Source organism: Niallia tiangongensis, assembly GCF_044704065.1.
Taxonomy (GTDB): Bacteria; Bacillota; Bacilli; order Bacillales; family Cytobacillaceae; genus Niallia; species Niallia tiangongensis.
The window spans coordinates 675,532-698,037 of record NZ_CP162613.1; the positions used below are offsets into that span (position 1 = coordinate 675,532).

The window sequence follows — 22,506 nt, forward strand, 5'->3', positions numbered from 1 at the left end:
ATCATCTCTTGTGCGTAAGTCAACATCGATTCACTAACGTTCATCGTGTTTCCTTTATCTCAGTCGATGATTCTCCAGTTTGTACGCTGATGAGCAAGGCGCTTACGCTTTTCTAATAGGAGGGGAAATATGGGTCAGAATATTTTAGAAGTGGATAAATTGCAAACGGCTTTTCGGACGGATAAGGGAGAGGTTGTGTCGGTAGAGGAGGTTACATTTCAGCTTCAACCAGGTGAAACCATTGGTATTGTGGGAGAGTCAGGATGTGGTAAAAGTGTAACTTCTTTATCGATTATGAGGTTGCTAGGAAAACATGGATATATTAAAAAAGGTTCGATTAATCTGAATGGAAAAGATTTAACAAAATTAACCGAAGCAGAGATGCGCAAGGTTAGAGGAAATGAAATATCCATGATTTTTCAAGAACCAATGACCTCTTTAAATCCAGTTTTTACAATCGGTAATCAAATGGTGGAATTAATTCGTTTACATATGGGATTAAAGGCAAAGAAAGCTAAAAGCTATGCGGTAGAAATGCTTAAGAAAGTAGGTATTCCAAGAGCGGAGGTAATTATAGATGAATATCCACATGCTCTTTCTGGAGGCATGCGTCAAAGGGTAATGATAGCGATGGCTCTATCTTGTAAACCTAAGCTATTAATTGCAGATGAGCCAACGACAGCATTAGATGTAACGATACAGGCACAGATTCTTGAATTAATGAAAAGCTTAAAAAATGAGTCAGAGACAGCTATTATGATGATTACTCATGACTTAGGCGTAATTGCAGAAATGGCTGATAAAGTAATTGTCATGTATGCGGGACAAGTGGTAGAAGAGGCAGATGTTTTTACTCTTTTTGATGAGCCGAAGCATCCCTATACAAAAGGCTTAATCGACTCTATCCCACATTTAGAGTATGATTCTCAGGAAAAGCTATATTCCATTCCGGGGTCTGTTCCAACCTTGCAGCAAATGCCAAAAGGCTGTAGGTTCCACACACGATGCCCTTATGTCACCGAAAAATGTATTGCCGAAAAACCTCCCCATATTAGCATAGACAATAAAAGGAGTCATAAGGTTCGTTGTTGGCTATATGAGGAAAATCAGCAAGAGGTTATGCCAAAAGAAGAAAGGGAGGTTACTGTATGAGCATAGAAACTTTGCCTAAAAAAGACAGAATATTCAAAGAACAACGACAGCCGTTAGTGGAAATTCAAAATCTAAAGAAATACTATCCGATTAAGAAAGGAATTTTATCGAAAACAGTTGGTCATGTCAAAGCGGTGGATGGTCTTAATTTTTTGATTTATCCTGGGGAAACCATTTCTCTTGTCGGAGAGTCTGGGTGTGGGAAATCCACTACAGGAAGAGCAATCGTAAAGCTTGATCCACAGACAGAAGGGAAAGTGTTATTTGAAGGAAAGGATATGGCGACGATTCAGCATAAGGAATTAAGAAAAATTAGGACAGAGATGCAAATCATCTTTCAGGATCCCTATTCTTCTCTTAATCCACGTAAACGAATAGGGGATTTATTGGCAGAACCATTAATTGCCCATCGGCTTGCCACGAAAGAAGAGGCAAGCAAAAAGGTAGATCAAATACTTGAAATAGTAGGATTAACTAAATTTCATAAAAGCAGATATCCTCATGAATTTTCTGGTGGTCAAAGACAAAGGGTTGGTATCGCTAGAGCACTGATGCTAAATCCGAAATTAATTGTTTGTGATGAACCAGTTTCAGCGTTGGATGTGTCTATTCAAGCGCAGGTGTTAAATCTATTAAAAGATTTGCAAAAGGAATTTAACTTAACGTATTTATTTATCGCGCATGGCTTAGGAGCGGTTAAGTATATTAGTGATCGAATAGCTGTTATGTATTTAGGAAAAATTGTTGAAATTGGAAAAACAGAAGAAATCTTTAAAAATCCCAAGCACCCATACACGAAAGTATTGTTAAGTGCTTATCCTATCCCGAATCCCCATCTTAGAAATAGAGAAAGGATTGTGGTGGAAGGAGATGTTCCAAGTCCAGCAAATCCACCAAAGGGCTGCAGATTCCATACAAGATGTCCAATGGCCCAAGCTATTTGTAAAGAGAAGGAGCCGCTATTGAATGCAACAGATCATTCAGTCGCCTGTCATTTTCCACTAAATTAAAGGAGGGAGATTTGTTTGTTCCAATATATTATCAGGAGATTATTAATTGCCATTCCAGTGTTGTTGGGAGTAACAGTGTTTAACTTTTTCATTATTAACCTAGCTCCAGGTAACCCTGTGGATATGTATATTAATCCAGATACAACCCAGGCTGATATCGATGCGAAGAAAGAAGCACTGGGACTTAATGATCCTATTTACGTTCAGTATTTTAGATGGCTCGGAAATCTTCTGCAAGGAGATTTTGGATTTTCTTATACAACATATGAACCAGTATTGGATTTAGTGCTAAATAGAGTTGGACCAACATTGCTTCTTATGAGCACTGCCTTAATTATTGCTTATATCATTGCCATTCCAATTGGCATTTTAAGTGCCACCAAGCAGTATTCTTGGGTTGATTATTTAACAACTACCTTTTCCTTTTTAGGTGTATCTATTCCTAACTTTTTCTTAGGATTAGGAAGTATTTATGTTTTTGCTCTCGTTTTAAATATTTTACCTACAGGTGGGATGTTTACACTAGGTAGCAACGGAGGATTTATTGATACGTTATTTCACCTTATTATGCCAGCAGCTATACTAGGGACTGGGATTGCAGGAAGTACAGTCCGTTATGTCAGAAGTAGCATGCTAGAAGTATTAGGGCAGGATTATTTGCGGACTGCTCGAGCGAAGGGATTAAAGGAATTTATCGTTACCAACAAACATGGATTAAAAAATGCGCTTATTCCTATTATTACTATTATCGGGATGGAGATACCGATTTTAATTGGTGGAGCAGTAGTAACAGAGCAAATTTTTCAATGGCCTGGTTTAGGGCAATTAACGATTCAGTCCATATCTTCACGGGACTATCCAACATTAATGGCGATAAATTTTATTGCAGCACTTGCTGTACTCTTCTCTAATTTGATTGCTGATATTTTATATGCTGTTGTGGATCCAAGAATAAAGTATAACTAAGGGGGAGTGAACATGAGTATTCCTAATGTGAAAATGGATACGGACTTACCAGTAAATAATATGGTGATTCCTGTTCAAGAACAGTTGGGGAATGAAGAAAGCTACCTGAAACTAATTACAAAGCGTTTTTTTAAACATAAACTAGCAGTTGTTGGACTGATTATTTTTTCATTAATGGTTTTGATTGCAGTCTTTGCTCCAGTAATTGCACCACATAATCCATATTCGGTAGATGGAGAATTTGCTGCACCTCCATCTGCTGTGAATATCCTTGGTACAGATGAAGTGGGCAGGGATTTGTTTAGTCGCCTATTATATGCTGCTAGAGTTTCCTTATCAGTAGGAGTAGGGGCAGTTGCAATCTATGTTGCCATCGGTACCATTCTAGGAGCGATTGCAGGATACTTTGGAAAATGGGTAGACATGGTCATCATGCGTATTACAGATATATTTATGTCATTCCCATATTTAATGGTTATTTTAGTCCTTGTAAGTATAATGGGACCTAGTCTTTTTAACGTTATTTTGGTATTGGGCTTGCTTGGTTGGCCGTCAATCGCCAGATTAGTAAGAGGGTGTGTTCTAACAATTAAAGAAATGGATTATGTAAAAGCGGGGGTTGCCCTAGGCTATTCAACACCTAAAATTGTATTTCAGCATATTCTACCAAACTGTATTGCACCTATTTTAGTAAATGCTACATTTGGTATTGCTTCTGCCATTATTATGGAAGCTTCCCTTAGTTTTCTTGGAATGGGCGTTCAACCTCCAACAGCAAGCTGGGGAAATATGTTAAATGAAGCTCAATCTATTACAGTACTAGCAACGCAGCCCTGGTTATGGATTCCTCCTGGAGTAATGATATTACTTGCCGTTTTATCTATTAACTTTATGGGAGATGGATTAAGGGATGCAATGGATCCGAAGAGCCTTAAATAATGGAGTTTGTTATTTACTAACTTTATAGAAAATAGACGGGGGAAAAATCGATGAAAAAATTCAAAACAATATTTAGCATGTTTTCCATTGTAATATTACTATTGCTTTCAGCATGCTCGGGTGCGAATAATACAGCATCAAATGGGGGCGGGTCAAAAGAAAATACAATGTATCTTGGACTCGTAAATGCTCCAGTAAGCTTTAATCCAATAAACTCTTCTGATATTGCAGCAGCATGGTTAGAAAAGTTTATGTTTGATACTTTTCTAGAAATGACTGCACCACTAGAATTTACACCAAAGCTAGCGGAATCCTTTGAGACAGAAGATAATCAAACATTTACAATAAAGATTAATAAGGATGCAAACTGGTCAGATGGCACGCCTGTTACTTCTGCGGATGTTGCTTTTACTTTAAATTTAGTTGCTAATCCAAAGACTGAGACAGCAGTTGGAGCCTATTTGACCCAATTAGATGGTTTAACGGAAAATGGAAAACTTCCAGACGGTGTCACAGAAATACCTTCTTTAACAATTGTTGACGAGAAGACGATTCAATTTAAAACAAAGGAACCAGTTGATCCCAATATGGTGAAAGAACAATTAGGGTCAAAGTTTATGATTCTACCAGAACATAAATTAAAGGATATTGCTCCAGAAAATCTACAAAAAGATCCTTTTATGATGAATCCAACCGTAACAAATGGGCCTTTCAAGTTTGTTAAGTATGCGAAAGACCAGTATATTGAATATGCAAAAAATGATGACTATTATTTAGGAGACGTAGAATTAGATAAATTATTCGTGAAAATAATGCCAGCTGCAAACCTTGTTGCTCAATTGCAGACAGGCGAGATTCATATGAATGCTGCTGGTGGTATTGGGAAAATTGCTGTTCAAGATTATGAGACAGTAGAAGGATTTGATAATGTCACAACAATGACAGATAAATCATACGGGTATCAAAACATGAGTTTTAATATGGAAACAATTTCAGATCAAAAAGTGAGACAGGCAATTGCTTATGCAATCGATCGTCAAAAGATTGTCGATCAATTACTTAAAGGGCAAGGTGAAATTGTAGATGGACCATATACGTCTATCAGCCCTTATCTAGATGAGGAGTTAGAAACATACACATATGATCCGGAAAAATCGAAGCAATTGTTAGAAGAAGCGGGCTGGGATTTCGATAAGACGATTGAATTCGTTGTACCAATCGGAAACAAAGTACGTGAACAATCAGCAAATATTATTGCAGAAAATCTAAAAGCGGTTGGCTTAAAACTAAATACAACTACGTATGACTTCCCAACTATTATGGCAAAAGCAAAAGCTGGAGATTATGATTTAATGTTAATTGGATTTACTAATACAATTGATCCAGATTTAACTACGATATATGGCTCTAGTGGATCAAGTAACTATACGAAGTATAACAATCCAAAGGTGGACGAATTACTTGAGAAAGGAAAACAAGAACCAGATACAGAAAAACGGAAACAGATTTATAATGAACTTCAAGCTATATGGAGTGAAGAGCTACCAGTCTTTACATTGTATTCCGACTATGACTTTGCAGCAGTATCAAAAGATGTAGCATTTGGAGGACCAAAGATTTTCGGTTTCCATAATGAATTATATAAATGGTCATTGACAGGTGCAAACTAAATAATGGAAGAACGACTGAGCCCATTTGGGCAAAGGTCGTTCTTTTTTTATTGAGTAGAAGGATGGATGCTGATAAGTGTTTAAGTGTGAGAAGGGAATGGAGGAAGGTTGTCTAAGCCCTCTTCAAAGAAAAAACATTAAAAAGGGTAACAGATAAAAATTCTTCATGGTGTTTCAGAATAGAAACTGTCAAGAGTGGTAACGGAAGCATTCTTTAACTGGATAATTACAACAAATGTTAATCTGATAGCGTATGGAAACTTCGCCAAAAAACAAAACGATGTCGTCTAGCACAATCTAATGAAAAAATTCCCCTGATTACTCCCAATATCTTCTTCTGATAGATGAAAATTATTGTTTTCTAACTTGCTAAAAAGAGGTATGATAAAAATAATGTTTAGTAAACCTAAAGAAATTTCATCGATGGTTGGAAAGACGGATATTCAACCAATCAGGATAAAGGCTGGAGGGAACAATGTCAAAAATATTTGGTAGACTTCGAGTATATAAACTAAGCATAACGATTGCTCTTTTTCTAATGTTAACAGAGCTCGCAGTAGAATTAGTTCAACCGTTAATAATGGCAAAAATTATTGATGATGGTTTGGCTCATCAAGATACAAAAGTTGTACTAATTTGGGGAGGGCTGCTAATTGTGTTTTCCCTTGCAGCATTTGCTGCTGGAATCATAAATACGTTTTATTCTTCCCATGTTTGTCAGAATTTTGGATATAGTCTTCGGAATGAGTTATATCAAATCATTCAATATTTTACCTTTTCAAGTAGTAATGTGTTTGCAAGCTCCTCATTGATTACGAGATTAACTAATGATATTACTCAATTACAAAACACAATATTTATGGGACTGCGATTTTTATTAAGGGCACCGCTTTTAATTGTTGGTGGAATCATTATGTCCTTTCTAGTCAATGTAAAACTAGCACTAATTTTGGCGATTACCATTCCTTTAATCGTTATTATGTTTATTTGGGTTATCAAGATAGGGAGAAAGCTTTTTCAATCTGTCCAAAAGAAGCTGGATCATGTTAATAGTGTGATGCTTGAAAATTTAACAGCTGTCCGACTGATTCGTGCCTATATCCGCAAGCAATTTGAAAGAAATCGTTTTACACAAACGAGTGAGGATTTAAAAAATCTTACGCAAAAAGCGTTACGAATCATGGAAACGACGGTACCGCTTTTACTTTTTGCTATGAATTTATGTATTATTGCGATACTTTGGATTGGTTCAGGACAAATAAATACTGGTGAGGCTCAGATTGGAGAGGTAGTGGCGGTTATTAACTACACATTAAGGATAACTTCTTCTATTTCTGTAGTCAGTATGTTAGTAATGGTGATCTCTCGTTCAAAAGCTTCAGCAGACCGTATACAAGAGATTATTGATATAGAAGAAAAGGATACAGATAATCCCGAAGGAAATATGAAATCAAAAATTAAAGGGAAAATTAATTTTCAGCATGTATCCTTTCGTTATCCATCTAATAGAAGAAACACAATTGAAAATCTTCAATTTACCATTCAGCCAAAAGAAAGAATTGCGATATTAGGAGCAACAGGTTCAGGAAAAACAACACTTTTCCAATTGATTCCCCGGCTTTATGAACCAACAGAAGGAACTATTTTAATTGATGATAAGCGTATCGATTCCTACTCTTTAAATGCGTTAAGAAAGCAAATAGGCTATGTACCACAGGAATCGATGCTCTTCACTGGGACGATTAAGGAAAATATTATGTGGGGAAATCCCAATGCTACCTTTGAAGAGGTTGTGCAAGCTGCAAAGGATGCCCAAATACATGAAACGATTATGTTAATGCCTAATACATACGATACGAAAATTGGGCAAAAGGGAGTTAATTTATCGGGTGGACAAAAACAGCGTCTTTCGATTGCAAGGGCACTTGTCAGAAAACCAAGTATTCTTCTTTTAGATGACAGTACAAGTGCTTTAGATTTGAAGACAGAAAAAAAACTGCTCGATGCAGTCGCATCTTATCGATGTACGCTCCTGCTCATTACCCAGAAAGTATCTACTGCTATGAAGGCAGATCGGGTGATGCTAATAGAAAATGGGGAAATTGTAAGCTTTGCTCCCCATGATCAACTATGGAAAACAAACAATCTTTATCAAAAAATAGTCGAATCACAACTAGGGGAAGGAGAGTGGGAGAATGCAAAGGGAACTAACCGATCCATTTCGCTATCCTAAACCTGATATAAAGCCAGATGCTACAGTTGTTAAAAAGGGAAAAAAACCAAAGAATATGGGGAAAACCTTATATCGGTTGTGGGGTTATCTTGCCCAAAAAAAGGGGTTGCTTTATCTTGTTTTAGTGATGGTTGCACTAAGCTGTGCATTAGGTTTATTGGGACCATATGTATTAGGAATGTCAATTGACCGTTTTATTGTAAACAGAAATTTAGATGGATTTACAGGAATGCTACTGTTACTTGGCTGTATTTATTTTCTTAATTCCATTGCATTATTTTTACAAAGCTATTGGATGATTGGAATATCACAAACAACAGTTTTTCAGCTAAGAGCAAATTTATTCCATCAATTTCATGAATTACCGATAAGTTATTTTGACAAAAAACAGCATGGAGAATTAATGAGTCGTGTTACCAATGATATTGAAAATGTAAGCTCTACCTTAAATAGCTCTGTTATTCAAATTTTTTCTAGCATTATCACTTTAATTGGGACCGTAGTTGTGATGTTTATACTCAGCCCGTTATTAACGGTTCTTACTTTAATAATCGTTCCAGTAATGTTTTTTGGAATGAAGTGGATAACAAGCAGAACGGGTGTGTTATTTAAGGAGCAGCAAAAAAACTTAGGTGACTTAAATGGATTTATCGAGGAATCTATTTCTGGACAAAAAATTGTCAAAACCTTTTCCCTAGAGGAAAAAATGATTGATGATATGAAAGAAAAAAGCGATAAACTTAAGAATTCTGCTTATTGGGCACAAGTATATTCAGGATTTATTCCGAAGCTAATGAATATGTTAAACAATGCTAGCTATGCCATCATTGTTGGAGTTGGTGGGCTATTAGCACTGAAATCAGGTTCTGTATCTATTGGGGTTATTGTTATTTTCGTTGAATATTCAAGACAATTCACTCGACCATTGAATGATTTATCTAACCAATTTAATACTTTGTTATCTGCAATAGCAGGTGCGGAAAGAGTTTTTGAGGTATTAGATGAGGAAAGAGAAGAAGTAGATGAGAAAAAGGCAGGGATGATAAAAGAAATAGAGGGAGAAGTTCTATTCAAACAAGTTTCCTTTTCTTATGAGAAAGATAAAGAAATATTGAAGGATATTAACTTTAAAGTAAATCCTGGAGAGACAATCGCTTTGGTTGGACCAACGGGAGCAGGAAAAACGACGATTATCCAACTTATTACGAGATTTTATGATGCAATAACTGGAAGTATATTGGTGGATGGTCAAGATATAACGAAAATAAAAAGAGAAAGCCTCCGATCTCATATGGGATTTGTCCTTCAGGATAGTTATTTATTTGAAGGAACGATACGGGAAAATATTCGGTACGGAAGGCTGAACGCAACCGATGAGGAAGTGGAGTATGCAGCAAAAATGGCGAATGCTCATGGCTTCATTGAACATCTCCCAGATGGGTATGATACGATTCTTTCTGCAAATGGAAACGGAATAAGTCAGGGGCAAAAGCAACTGTTATCGATATCACGAGCAATCCTGGCTGATCCGTCTATTCTTATTCTCGATGAAGCAACAAGTAGTATTGATACCATTACAGAAGTGAAAATTCAAGAGGCGTTAAAGCGCTTGATGGAAGGGAAAACTAGTTTTGTTGTTGCCCATCGACTTAATACGATTAAACATGCAGATATGATCCTTGTATTAGATAAGGGAATGATTATCGAAAAAGGTTCCCATGATGAATTATTGAAAAAACGAGGATTTTATTATGAATTACATCAAAATCAGTTTTCAGAAGCAGCAGAATAGATTTTAATAAACAAAACTTCCATCTAATACACTGATTGGTCAGTAAGATTATTAAGTTTATAGGACAGTATTTCCCTTTCTTATTTCCTTATATATATGAGGCTAAAGGGAGTACTGTTTATTTTTTTTATTAAAAATAGTATTGGATAAAAGTGAGGTTTGACTGACCGGTCATTTTGGTTTACTATATAAATAGATTCGGTGCAAATCAACACCCGAAAATAGCTCGACTTATAAAAAGGTGGATGTTGAAAATGAAAACAATTGACCAAATTATTGAATTTTTAAAGAGTATCGGAGTAGACGCAGAAAAGGTTTATAGGAATCCAAAGGAGACATACTAGTTGATGGAAAGCGTAAAACAACTCAAAACATATATGGAAGATAATCATTTTGATTTACATGAATTATCAAATGAACTTAATGAATGGAAAAATAGCTTAATCATATACAACTTTGCTCTAGATGAGATAAATACGAAATTAAAAATTTTAAATGAAGAATTTCAATTTATTCATAATCATAATCCGATTGAACATATAAAATCTCGCATTAAGGATCCAAGAGGAATTATGCAAAAGCTACATCGAAAAGGGCATGCTCTTACGATTGAAAATGCAAAGAAGTATATTCATGATATTGCCGGTGTTCGTATTACATGCTCTTTTATTTCGGATATTTATGAAATTTATAATATTATAGAAAAACAAGATGATATTAAGGTTCTTCAGGTTAAGGATTATCTAAAAAATCCAAAACCGAATGGCTACAAAAGCTTACATTTAATTATCAGTATTCCGGTATTTTTAAGCACAGGAATGCAAGAGGTATGTGTCGAAATTCAAATAAGAACAATTGCGATGGATTTTTGGGCAAGTCTGGAGCATAAAATATATTATAAATTCGACAAAGATGTTCCTGGACATTTGCTTAATGAATTAAAGGAAGCAGCAGATGCAGCACATGAATTAGATGTGAAAATGAAGAAGATTAAAGATCGTGTCGATATTTTTCAAACTGTAGGTAAACATCAGACGTTAATATAATGTGAAGGGGAAGCTTCCTCAGGGATGATCTTCCTCTTTTTTTAATGAGGATAATCCAAAGTCAGGGGATATGCTCCAAAGTCAGCCCATACAATCCAAACCATCCTATCCCATCCCATCAAAAATATAAATTACCTCAATAAATAAGGTTTCATATCAATTTTTCAGTATATAATTTATAATAAGAAGACATATTTTAAGGTTAGATGCAATTCGTCTAACTTTTGTTTAAAAAGGAGAACGAAATGAAAGAACAGCAATTTTGGAATACATTTAAACCATTTATACAACAGAACTGGGAGAAAGCGAATTTTAAACACGCGACATCTATCCAAGAACAATCCATTCCACTTATATTGGAGGGGAAAGATGTAATTGCTGAATCCCCAACAGGAACGGGAAAAACACTAGCTTATTTATTGCCGGTTTTAAATAAAATTGATACGGAATCAAAGAATATCCAGGCGATTTGTCTTGCATCCTCTCAAGAGCTTGTCATGCAAATTTTGGCAGAAGTACAAAAATGGGGAGAGGGTAGCGGTATTCGTTCCGCTTCGTTTATTGGAGGGGCAAATGTAAAAAGACAATTAGAAAAGCTTAAAAAACACCCTCATCTTGTTATTTGTACACCTGGAAGAGCATTAGAGTTGATTAAACAGAAAAAATTGAAAATGCATGAAGTAAAAACAGTTGTACTAGATGAAGCGGATCAATTATTGGTTTCAGAGCATATAGAATCTGTACGACAAATTGTTAAAGCCACTTTAAAAGATAGACAAGTTGTATTATTTTCCGCAACGTTACCAAAACAAACAGAAGTTATTGCAAAGGAACTTGTTCAAGATGCACAAATTATCCGTGTGAAAAAAGACAAGGTGATTGATGCAGCAGAAGTGGAGCATATTTATTTTCAAGCAGAATATCGAGATAAGGTAAAACTGTTAGAGCCAATTTCTCGTTTGAAAAATGCGAAGATACTTGTGTTTGTAAAAGACATTGGTAATTTAAATGTAATTCATGAAAAATTGACCTATAAAAATATTCAAACGAGTATTTTGCATTCTGATTTGAATAAGATGGAGCGTCAGAAATCATTAAAAGATTTCCGAGATGGAAAGCGGAATATGCTGCTAGCAACAGATGTGGCAGCTAGAGGGCTTGATATTCAAAATATCACGCATGTGGTCCATTATGATTTAGCTACTGATCAGACACAGTACATCCATCGTTCTGGTAGAACGGGGAGATTTGGTGCGGCAGGAGTGGTTGTTAGTTTAGTTACGGAAAGAGAAGAAAGAGAACTGAAACAAATGGCTAAAAAACTAAATTTAGGATTATCACGAAAAAGCTTTTATCATGGAGAAATCATTGATTATCAAATGAGAGAAAAAGGACAATAATATCTTTATATTTAAAGCTGTCATCATCCAAAAAATTGGGTGGATGACAGCTTTTTGTTTTGGGCTAAAAAGAAGAGAAAAAAGACAAGGGAGTGAGAACTATGCAGACTACCTTAGATAAAAATGAAAATTTAGGCATAAAAATGGAGAAATTTCACAAGATAATACCATAAATAAACAAAGCACTTAAAGGAAGGATTAAATGGTAACTTTTGCTTATCTATTAATATTTACAACTATGGGTATTTTGACCGTTGGCTTAGATGTTTTTGTATTTCATGAAGGGTTTATGAAATGTTTTAAAAAAATTTATGAGGCGGAAGTTGGTGCAGGTGCAATTACAATTGTATTTACTGCAATATTTGGCTTCGTTTGGTCTGTCATTGTAGATTTTCGTTTATGGAAAAATAAAAAAAAGGGAAAGCAGAAGATACTAGGATGAAGATTATCGTCTTAATAGATGGCTGTCTTCTATAAGATTCTTTTTTTTCAAAAGTATTCAGGCTGCAAGGTAATAGCAACAAACAGCCTAATAATATAGAAGCAAGATAGATTAATTGGAAGTACAAACCCATCTCAACAAGAAGAAAATTAGGGAAGGTGAAATTCCGAAAACCCGGCTGATGGAAGTATCCCTTTATCTAAATAAGTGACTACTCTTACCTTAGCGGATTAATTTTAGTATGCTTTCACTCTTAGAAGAAGGATATAGGTACACAGTCTTGCAAAGCAAACTTAGATAAATCTCTTTCGTGTAATGTAAGTATACATATCAAAACTACATGTTTTTAATTTGTATATATAGGAACCAAGGCGCTTGCGCTTTTCTAAAAGGAAGTGTGTAACAGCATGTTAAAAGAAAACATTTCGTTAACTCAATTGGCTGCAGTAATTTTTAATTTCCAAATTGGTAGTACGATTGTAATTGGCCTTGGATTAAAAGCGAAGGAGGATGGATGGATTGTTCTTCTGATTGCTTTAGGGTTAGGAATAATTATTACCTTGTTTTTTATTTATATGATGTCTTTGGCACCGGGGAAAAATTTATTTGAGATGTTTGAGTATTGTTTTAAGCGTCCGGTTGCAATTGGCCTCAGTCTTATTTATGCTATTTATTTTTTTTATTATAGTTGTCGTATTATTAGGGACTTTGGAGAGTTAATTGCAAGTACGGTACTTCCTATAACACCAATTGAAGTATCGACAATCATGCTTGTAATTGTGATGGGATATATTATGTATATGGGATTGGAAGTTCTTGCTAGAACTGCAGAAATCTTTACTCCTTATGCGTTTATCTTCATTCTTCTTTTATTTATTTTTTTGTATGCAGGCAATAACATCGATTTTTCCAATATTCGACCAATCTTAAAGGATGGGGTTAAGCCACTCTGGAGTGTTATTTTTCCCTATGAAATTGTACGACCCTACGGACAATTGCTTATTCTAACCTACATATTGAGCAATGTATCAAATGCCAAATACAGCAAGAAAATAATTATTTATAGTGTCCTTATATCAAGTCTATTATTGCTAGTAACGTCGCTGATGACTATTTTGTCTTTGGGGCATGATATTGCCCTACGCTCCAATTTTCCATTGTTGAGTGCAGCTCGGCTTGTTTCAATCGGCAATTTCCTGCAGCGAATAGATGCTATTGTTGTTTTCTGTATGATGCTAGGAACACTTGTAAAAAGTTGTATCTATATTTATGGAGGATTAAAAGCATTAGAATATATTTTCAATCAAACATTTCGATATTTTGCCTTTCCAATGGTTTGCGTTATAGGTGTTTTTACAACCTTAATTGCTCGGAATTATTCTGATCATATGAATGAGGGGTTGCAGTCTAATCCTTACCTATTACATATTCCTCTGCAATTTGGATTACCATCACTTATGGTGTTTATTATGATGATTAAACATTGGAACAAATCTAACATCAAGAAGAAGGTGAATAGAGATTATACCGAACACGGTTCATAAAGAAGCTGTTGTTTATAAAGGAAGATGATAACTCGGAAGAAGTGATGCTTAAATTCCAACTAGCAATGAACTAGATGTTTTAAACGCTAGATGAAAATTAAAACCAACAAGGTGCTGAATGATTATGTTGACAGAAAAACTATCTTTAACTCAAATATTTACGATGATTATCAATTTCCTTCTAGGAAGTTCTATCGTAGTTGGCATAGGAATGGATGCCAAAAGAGATGCATGGCTAGTTGTATTAATTGGAATGTTTGTCGGCTTAATTATTATGAATTTTTATCTTTATTTAATGTCATTGCTACCAGGAAAAAATATATATGAGATAATCGAATATTGTTTTTCTCGAAAAATTGCTGTCATTTTTGCTCTAGTTTATTTAAGCTATTTTATCTATATTTCTGCAAGGGTTATTAGAGACTTTGGGGAATTAATCACTTCTGCTATTCTCCCTGCAACGCCCGTAGAATTCACGATATTCACGCTTATGTTAGTAATCGGTTATATCTTGTATTTAGGTATCGAGGTATTAGGAAGAACAGCAGAAATATTTAGCCCCTATATGTTTATATTTGTATTCATGTTGTTTATTTTATTATACGCTGGAGGCAAAATTAATCTTACTAATGTGCAACCAATTCTTAGCACTGGTATTAAGCCAATCATTAAGTCTGCCTTTCCGTCTATTATTGCCTTTCCTTTTGGAGAGTTAATAGCATTTACAGTTATTTTAGCGCATATAGGGGATTTCAAAGTGGCTAGGAGGATATGTTTAATCAGCGTATTTATAGCAAGTGTAATCTTATTAGCTTCCGTTTTTCTCATCATTGCTACTTTAGGAGAAAATACAGCAGTGCGTGCAAATTTCCCATTATTGATTGCGGCAAGGCTTGTTAGCATTGGGGAGTTTCTTGAAAGAATAGATGTGTTAGTTGTGTTTATTATGATGTTAGGAATATTAATTAAAAGTTCTGTGTTTTTATACGGTGGCTTAAAAGGAATTGAGTATATGTTTAAGATTCCTTATCGTTATTTTGCAATGCCGGTCTCCTGTATTGTAGCGATGTTTTCTATCTTTATTACGATAGATTTTTCCGATCATATGGTGGAGGGTTTAAATGTAGATATATTTCTACTACATATTCCACTTCAATTTGGATTCCCTATTTTGATTGTGTTGGTACTGTTAATAAAAAAATGGAAGGAACAAAGGAATGAAAAAAGGGGGATAAAAGCATGAATTATTTTAAAAAAATAATGTCTATAAATAGCAAAAAAGAGATACCCTCTAATGTTGTTCCAACTAAAGCAAAAGAGATAGGCATAGATAAACTTACTTTTGAAGAGCTAAAAGAGGAACTTAATTCAACCTTCGGGAATACTGCTGATTTGCAGTCTGATGTTATTCGAGTGGGCAAAAGTGAAGGGTGTATTTACTATTTAGAAACGGTAGTAAATACGGAAATGTTAAAAGAGATGTTAGGAAATACGTTGGAAAATTCGGCAGATAAAGATATTACCATAGAAACAGTGGATGATTTGCAGGATCTAAGTAAAAAAAGTTTTGGTGTTTCTGGGTATAAATTATTAAAGACAGTTAATCATATCGTTTCTTCAATCTTGGAAGGGCGTATTGTCATTGTTTTCAGAGGTGTTGAGCAGGCGCTTAGTTTAAATTATATTAACAGTGAAGGAAGGGCTGTAGCCGAGCCGACAACACAAACAGTAGTAAGGGGACCAAAGGACGCTTTTGTAGAGGATGCATCGACAAATATAAACTTAATAAGAAAAAGAATAAAAAATCACCACTTACGTTTTGAGAAATTCATGATAGGAAATGAAACACGTACAAATGTCTATATGGGTTATATGTATTCTATTGTGAATGAAAAAATATTAGAAGAAGTTCGGTCAAGATTAAATAAGATTGATATATCTGCCGTGTTTGAGTCTGCAAATGTGGAGGAATTAATTGTAGATAAAAGTATGACTGTGTTTCCACTAGCTATGAATACGGAGCGTCCGGATGCAGTAGCAACCTATTTAATGGATGCGAAGATTGTCATTATTATTGATGGATCACCGTTTGTATTAATTGTTCCAGCTGTTCTTACTGATTTTTTTACTTCACCGGAAGATAACTATCAAAATTATTTTATGAGTAGCTTTGTTCGGATGATTCGATATTTGTCTTTTATGATTGGTTTAATCATGCCTTCCGCTTATGTAGGTGTATTAACCTTTCACCCAGAGCTTTTACCAACCACTTTATTATTAAGTGTTATTGCTCAGCGGGAGGATGTTCCTTTTCCAGCTGTAGTAGAGGTATTCATTATGGAAATTACATTTGAAATTTTAAGAGAAGCAGGGGTAAGGATGCCACGGGCTGTAGGTCAAACTGTTTCTATTGTAGGTGCATTAGTTATCGGACAGGCAGCGGCTGAAGCAGGAATTATTTCAAACATTATGGTTATTATTGTTGCGATAACCGCGATTGCTAATTTCGTTTTCCCGAATTATAACTTCGCAAACGCATCGAGACTTATTCGATTCGTTCTTATCATTGTTGCATCTATATTAGGTTTATATGGTGTTCTTTTAGTACTTGTATTCATGGTTGCGCATTTAAGTTCTCTTCGTTCCTTTGGAGTTCCATACTTAGCGCCAGTTGCTCCATTTATCGTTGAAGATCAAAAGGATGTATTTGTCCGATTCCCACTATGGTCGATTAGTAAGAGACCATCCTATTTAAGCCCAAATGTGAAGAATAGGCAAAAGCCCCAAGGATCTCCGTCGCCCCCTAAACATGAAGGTGGGGACAAAAAGTGAAAAGAATCGCTGTCTTTCTATGTATACTAAACAGTTTATTTCTATTAACGGGCTGTTGGGATAGAAAAGAATTATCAGAAATTAAAGTAGTTGCAGGGATGGCAATAGATAAAGGCGAAAATGCAAAATACAAAGTGACAGTGGAGGCGTTGAATGCTGCTGAATTAAATACACAATCTGCAGCTGGAAATTCGCCTACGTTGGTTGAAGGTATTGAAGGGGATTCCGTCTCCGAAATTACCCATCTTTTCAATGAGTATTATTCGCAGTTTCTAATCTTCTCTCATATGAAAGTGCTCGTAATTAGCGAGGAAATAGCAAATGCAGGGAGACTTGACTTTATTGATTTTTTAGAAAGAAATAGAGAAATTAGAGATGATTTTAATATTATTATTGCTAAAGATGGAAGGGCAGAAGATATTTTAAAAGTAACTGCCCAAGATAGAAAGGCATCTTCTTTAAAGCTATCTCCACAAATGGATCATTTGCTGGAGGACTGGGGAGGAGACCCTGGAATGAGCATTATTAATTTTATCTCCGAACTTAATTTGGAAGGAAAAGAACCAGTACTTGCTACTGTCCGGTTAAAGGGTGATGTAGAAAAAGGAATGAGCATGGAAAATATTACGAAGGTAACGCCTGATGCGATTGTAGTGGTAGATTCGTTGGCGATTTTTAAAGATGGCAGGGTGATAGGTTTTCTTAGCTTAGAGGATTCCAGAAACTATTTATGGACAAGAAATGATTTAAAGACAACTTCATTGACCATTGAATGTAAAAAAGGAGACTATAGTGCGATTCGAGTAACAGAGTCACAAACAGAAGTAACTTCTAAAATGAAGAACGGGAAGCCTTCTTTTCATGTGAGTATAAAGGCGGAAGGATTTATTGAAGGAACACAATGCTATAAAAGCGTGGAAGAGCTAGGTACGATTGCGAAATATGAAAAGTTAATCAATGAAACTTTTTCAAAAAAAATAACGGATACTATTACGAATGTTCAAAGACAATACCAAGCAGATATTTTCGGATTCGGAGAAGTGATGAGAAGACAAGAATTTAACTCCTTTATGAAGGTAAAAGATAAATGGAATGAAGAATTTGCAAAAGGAGATGTAAAAGTAGATGTGAATTTTGTTCTTAGAAGATCGGGAATTCGATCTAAGAGCTTCTTAACAGAAACGGAAAAATAAATACTGCTGAATTAGAAAAACTGTTCACTGCGAACAGTTTTTTCTTAGCCCTTTTTAGGATTAGCCTCTTCTAAGACTAAAGTTGTAGAGGAAAATCAAGCTAAGGCATGTTATGAAAAAAACAGGAAGAAGGTAACATAGTAGATAAGAAAGGAGCGAATACACAAAATGAAAAAATTTGGTTTATTTCTTATTGGAGCAGTAGCCTCTATTATACTTTTATCACAGATAGGTCCATTACTAGGTTTAGTTATTAGTGCAGTAATTCTTTATTTTGCCTTTAAACAATATGTAAAAGCAACAAGTACAACAGGCAAAATAGGGTGGGGGATTGCAGGAATCATCATGCTCGTAATAACTGCAAGTAATCTGCCAGCAATTATTGGATTGGCAGCCGTTTATGTACTGTATCTTGTTTATAAAAAATGGAACAACAACAAAAAACAATCGATTATTTCAAAAAATTCATCTGACGACCCATTTCAAAATTTTGAAAAGCAATGGTCTGAATTAAATAAATAAGGAGAGATAATAACATGACAAATTTATTAGAAAGAATGAAAAATACCGTTTTGGCTGACATTAATAATTTATTAGACAAGAAGGAAGAGAAAAATCCACTTGCTCTTTTAAATCAATACGTAAGAGAATGTGAAAAAGAGACAGATAAAGTAAAAAAATTGGTGGAAAGACAATATAAATTAAAAGAAGAATTCTCCAAAGAATTGCTTCATGCAGAAGAGATGGCAGAAAAAAGAAAAAGGCAGGCTGAGGTTGCTAGTAAAGCAGGAGAAGAAGAGCTTTATTCCTTTGCTCAGCTGGAACAAAAAAATTATGAAGAAAGAGTAATACGTTTAAAAGAATCGTTGAGAAATACTGAACAGCAATTGCATGAGATCGAAACAAAATATATGGATATGAAACATAAATTAAAAGACATGAAGATTCGCCAAATGGAGCTAATGGCAAAGGAAAATATCACAAAAGCACACCATACGATGAATAAAGTTTTGGAAGAAAAACAAGCAAAACCAACAAATCAAGCACGCTTTACCGAAATGGAACAATATATTGAAAAACTAGAGAACAAGATAAATACAGAATACTATAAACAAACAATGGATGAAAAATTAGCAGAATTAGAGAAAGATATGCTAAAAAAAGAAGATGACTCCATTTCCTTATAAAAAAATGGTATCCTAAAAGAGGCTGGAGCTACAAAAGCCAGCCCCTTTTATTTTTGATATAGACAAAAAAGAAAGAATTAAATAAAATTTCAAAGGTTGTTTTTAATAAATTATGTAGGTAACCACGTTGTCAAACGGTTGATTGGAACGGAAGGTGCGAGACTCCTGCGGGATTAGTGGGATAGGTGAGACCCCGCAGGCGGAACGAGGCCACTGAAAAAGTATAGTTATCCAAATTAAATGAGGATTTGAGTCTTTAAAAGCGAATAATAAGTTGGTTTGGAGAGGTGACCGCTTGACTCCTATGGGAGCTGCGAGAAAGTCCGAGACCCTGCAGGAGCGTGAGCTGTGAAGCGGCTCGGCGCTCCCCGCGGAAAGCGAGCATCCTGGAGTGGAAAGCAACCTACTCATTCAACGTGTACTGTCATTTTTAGTCGGTCTTAATTTAATGATTTAGTATTAGCCATTTATTTTTTGTGGGGAGAAACAATCAAATTTTCACCATAATAAAACAAAGAAGGGAGAGAATAGCCAATGTTTAAACAACTAAAAGATAATTATGCAAATTGGGTTTATGTGGTTGGAGGGTTTTTATTATTAGAACTCTTTGTCTTTAATCCAGGACTAATCTTTTCCCTTCTTGTTTCAATTGGCATGATGTATATATCAAAGAAATCACTACAAGGCGGAATTGGAAAAATCCTTTTCTGGGTTGGTTTACTGCTTTTAATCGTTAGTATTCTAAATATGATTACCGTAAAAATAATTTTATTGACGATTCTTGCCTATTATCTTTTTCAATTATTCCAAAAGAAGAACACTACCGATGTAATTAAACCAATTATTAAAGATAAGGAAACGGAAACTCTTACAGAAGAGCCAATAATTAAGAAAAAGTCCTTATTTACTAATTCATTCTATAATCGCAATATTACTCCAGATCATGTCTATGAATGGAATGATATTAACATTCAATGTGGAATAACGAATACGACGGTTGATCTTAGCTATACTGTTTTGCCAGAGGGAGAAACGGTCATCATGATTAAAAATATTGTAGGTGATGTGAAGTTATATATCCCTTATGATATGGAAGTTAGCATCAATCACTCCGTTTTATTTGGTTCTTATCATATATTTGGCGAAGAAGAAGAGAATGTATGGAATAAAAATGTAAGTATTCGGACTGCTAATTTTGATCAAGCAGAAACAAGAGTAAAAATTTTCACCACCTTTATTGCTGGTAGCTTAGAGGTGAAAAGAATATGAGTATTATTACGAGACAAATTTTGTGGGGAGTATGTACATCCCTTCTTTTACTTGTATTCTTTTCCATTTGCTATTTAGTTGTTTTTCCTCCAGCAAACTGGGAAGCTTTGTGGGAAAAAGAGTTAATGGACGTTCCGTTCATTTTATTTTTAACAAGCGTTGATATTACATTAGGTATCCTAATTGGTTATTTGTCCGGGTTTTCTTGGAGAAAACAAATTCGTTCCATTGAAGCAATGTTACATACGATGGATAAAATGGAGTATCATCCCTTGCAGCCCATTGGCTCAACAGAGGAGCTGCAATCATTAAGCTATAAAATGATTCAATTGCAGAATCAATTAGTAGAACAAACGAAGCGCTCACAAAAGCTTGTGAATGAGAAAGCGGAAGATCAAGCAGTGAAGGTTCAAAGTGTCATTATCGCAGAACGAAATAGACTAGCAAGAGAGCTACATGATTCTGTTAGCCAACAATTATTCGCAGCATCTATGCTGTTGTCGGCGATTAACGAAACAAGACCGAAAACAAATGATCATGAATCAAAACAGTTACAGCTAGTAGAGGATACAATTCAACAATCTCAATTAGAAATGAGAGCTTTATTGCTTCATTTAAGGCCAGCTGCTTTAAAAGGAAAATCATTAAAGGTAGGAATCCTCGAATTATTACATGAATTGCAGCAAAAGGTATCTTTAGAAATAGAATGGAAATTAGAAGATATTGATTTAGATAAAGGAATTGAGGATCATCTTTTTCGGATTCTTCAAGAATCTGTATCCAATACATTAAGACATGCAAAGGCAAATTACTTAGAAGTTCAGCTTATTAAAAGAGAAGCTTTTGTCATTTTACGAATAATAGATGATGGTGTCGGCTTTAATGTGGATAAAAGAAAGGCAGGGTCTTATGGTCTTCAAAATATGCATGAAAGAGCAGCAGAGATTGGCGGAGTATTAAAACTAATTAGCTTGGAAACGAAAGGTACACGTCTAGAAGTAAAAGTTCCAATTTTGGAAAGAAAGGAGGATACAAATGATTAGAGTATTACTAGTTGATGATCATGAAATGGTACGAATTGGAGTTTCCTCTTATTTATCTGCACAAGCAGATATTGAAGTAGTGGGAGAAGCAGAAAATGGAAGAAAAGCAGTGGAGCTTGCACTTCAATTAAAACCGGATGTTATTTTAATGGATTTAGTAATGGAAGAAATGGATGGAATTGAAGCAACACGCCAAATAGTAGAAGCATGGGAGGCTGCAAAGATTATTATTGTCACTAGTTTTCTTGATGATGAGAAAGTCTATCCAGCTTTACAGGCGGGTGCAACTAGCTACATGCTCAAAACATCGAAGGCTAGTGAAATAGCAAGAGCTGTGCGCGAAACCTTTCAAGGCCAAATTGTGCTAGAACCAGAAGTAACCGATAAAATGATGACAAAAATGCGGGAAAAGAAAGCAACTCCTCTGCATGAAGAATTAACCGCGAGAGAAATGGAGATTCTTCTATTAATGGCAGAGGGCAAAAGCAATCAGGAAATTGCTGATCATTTATTTATCGCTTTAAAAACGGTAAAAACACATGTTAGCAATTTACTTAGCAAACTACAAGTACAGGATCGAACGCAGGCAGTCATTTATGCTTTTAAGCATTCCCTTGTAGAATAAGTAAGCCAAAACCCCTTTAATATACGGAATAATCCCTTAATCAAATGTTTAATTAATACATTTCTCTCTCTTCTATTGAGAAAAAGACAAACTAGGAAAATATTTTTCGAACTTGTCTCATATGATGGTAAAGAAGAGAAAAATAAACACACATCTTTTACGT

Annotated in this window: 19 protein-coding genes; all 19 read left to right on the forward strand. The window is 35.1% G+C overall.

The annotated features are described in order from the left end of the window. Window positions 1–129: 129 nt before the first annotated feature. The 19 genes from AB3U99_RS03345 (at window position 130) to AB3U99_RS03435 (ending at window position 22,343) form a co-directional block, all read left to right on the forward strand. The gene (locus tag AB3U99_RS03345; RefSeq protein ID WP_400245430.1) at window positions 130–1,152 is read left to right on the forward strand and encodes an ABC transporter ATP-binding protein; all 1,023 of its coding nucleotides are present in this window, start codon (window positions 130–132) and stop codon (window positions 1,150–1,152) included. After that, complete coding sequence (locus AB3U99_RS03350; protein WP_400245433.1) at window positions 1,149–2,162, forward strand: ABC transporter ATP-binding protein; 1,014 nt, start codon at window positions 1,149–1,151, stop codon at window positions 2,160–2,162. Before AB3U99_RS03345 ends, AB3U99_RS03350 begins: the two co-directional genes overlap by 4 nt. A 15-nt stretch (window positions 2,163–2,177) precedes the next feature. Beyond that, on the forward strand, window positions 2,178–3,128 hold the full coding sequence (locus AB3U99_RS03355) for an ABC transporter permease (RefSeq protein ID WP_400245436.1): 951 nt from the start codon (window positions 2,178–2,180) through the stop codon (window positions 3,126–3,128). A 12-nt stretch (window positions 3,129–3,140) separates the two neighbouring features. Then, entirely contained in the window at window positions 3,141–4,067 is a 927-nt protein-coding gene (gene opp4C, locus AB3U99_RS03360) for an oligopeptide ABC transporter permease (protein ID WP_400245439.1), read from the forward strand. 50 nt (window positions 4,068–4,117) lie between these two features. After that, window positions 4,118–5,737 (forward strand): ABC transporter substrate-binding protein, encoded by a 1,620-nt coding sequence (locus tag AB3U99_RS03365; protein WP_400245442.1) that lies wholly within the window; start codon window positions 4,118–4,120, stop codon window positions 5,735–5,737. Window positions 5,738–6,212: 475 nt separating this feature from the next. Continuing rightward, a complete protein-coding gene (locus AB3U99_RS03370; RefSeq protein ID WP_400245444.1) occupies window positions 6,213–7,970 on the forward strand; it encodes an ABC transporter ATP-binding protein in 1,758 nt (585 codons plus the stop codon). Then, a complete protein-coding gene (locus tag AB3U99_RS03375) occupies window positions 7,933–9,762 on the forward strand; it encodes an ABC transporter ATP-binding protein (protein ID WP_400245446.1) in 1,830 nt (609 codons plus the stop codon). Before AB3U99_RS03370 ends, AB3U99_RS03375 begins: the two co-directional genes overlap by 38 nt. 347 nt (window positions 9,763–10,109) lie before the next feature. After that, the gene (locus AB3U99_RS03380) at window positions 10,110–10,808 is read left to right on the forward strand and encodes a GTP pyrophosphokinase family protein (protein ID WP_400247943.1); all 699 of its coding nucleotides are present in this window, start codon (window positions 10,110–10,112) and stop codon (window positions 10,806–10,808) included. A 245-nt stretch (window positions 10,809–11,053) separates the two neighbouring features. Next, window positions 11,054–12,208, forward strand: a complete 1,155-nt coding sequence (locus tag AB3U99_RS03385) for a DEAD/DEAH box helicase (protein WP_400245449.1) — start codon at window positions 11,054–11,056, stop codon at window positions 12,206–12,208. Between the two features lie 202 nt (window positions 12,209–12,410). Beyond that, window positions 12,411–12,650: a hypothetical protein gene (locus AB3U99_RS03390; RefSeq protein ID WP_400245451.1), complete on the forward strand. Its 240-nt coding sequence runs from the start codon at window positions 12,411–12,413 to the stop codon at window positions 12,648–12,650. 407 nt (window positions 12,651–13,057) lie between these two features. Next, entirely contained in the window at window positions 13,058–14,194 is a 1,137-nt protein-coding gene (locus AB3U99_RS03395; protein WP_400245454.1) for an endospore germination permease, read from the forward strand. A 124-nt stretch (window positions 14,195–14,318) separates the two neighbouring features. Then, window positions 14,319–15,437 carry a GerAB/ArcD/ProY family transporter gene (locus AB3U99_RS03400; protein WP_400245457.1) on the forward strand — a complete coding sequence of 373 codons (1,119 nt, stop codon included), beginning with the start codon at window positions 14,319–14,321 and terminating at the stop codon, window positions 15,435–15,437. Further along, entirely contained in the window at window positions 15,434–17,026 is a 1,593-nt protein-coding gene (locus tag AB3U99_RS03405; protein WP_400245460.1) for a spore germination protein, read from the forward strand. The genes AB3U99_RS03400 and AB3U99_RS03405 overlap by 4 nt, the downstream gene beginning before the upstream one ends. Then, window positions 17,023–18,219 (forward strand): Ger(x)C family spore germination protein, encoded by a 1,197-nt coding sequence (locus AB3U99_RS03410; RefSeq protein WP_400245463.1) that lies wholly within the window; start codon window positions 17,023–17,025, stop codon window positions 18,217–18,219. Before AB3U99_RS03405 ends, AB3U99_RS03410 begins: the two co-directional genes overlap by 4 nt. A gap of 168 nt (window positions 18,220–18,387) precedes the next feature. After that, window positions 18,388–18,741 carry a flagellar basal body rod protein gene (locus AB3U99_RS03415; protein WP_400245465.1) on the forward strand — a complete coding sequence of 118 codons (354 nt, stop codon included), beginning with the start codon at window positions 18,388–18,390 and terminating at the stop codon, window positions 18,739–18,741. Between the two features lie 14 nt (window positions 18,742–18,755). Continuing rightward, window positions 18,756–19,406, forward strand: a complete 651-nt coding sequence (locus AB3U99_RS03420) for a PspA/IM30 family protein (RefSeq protein ID WP_400245468.1) — start codon at window positions 18,756–18,758, stop codon at window positions 19,404–19,406. 534 nt (window positions 19,407–19,940) lie between these two features. After that, the gene (gene liaF, locus AB3U99_RS03425) at window positions 19,941–20,675 is read left to right on the forward strand and encodes a cell wall-active antibiotics response protein LiaF (RefSeq protein ID WP_400245471.1); all 735 of its coding nucleotides are present in this window, start codon (window positions 19,941–19,943) and stop codon (window positions 20,673–20,675) included. After that, complete coding sequence (locus tag AB3U99_RS03430; RefSeq protein WP_400245473.1) at window positions 20,672–21,718, forward strand: sensor histidine kinase; 1,047 nt, start codon at window positions 20,672–20,674, stop codon at window positions 21,716–21,718. The genes liaF and AB3U99_RS03430 overlap by 4 nt, the downstream gene beginning before the upstream one ends. Continuing rightward, window positions 21,711–22,343, forward strand: coding sequence for a response regulator (locus AB3U99_RS03435; RefSeq protein WP_400245476.1), 633 nt, complete (start codon window positions 21,711–21,713; stop codon window positions 22,341–22,343). The genes AB3U99_RS03430 and AB3U99_RS03435 overlap by 8 nt, the downstream gene beginning before the upstream one ends. The last annotated feature ends 163 nt before the right edge of the window (window positions 22,344–22,506 follow it).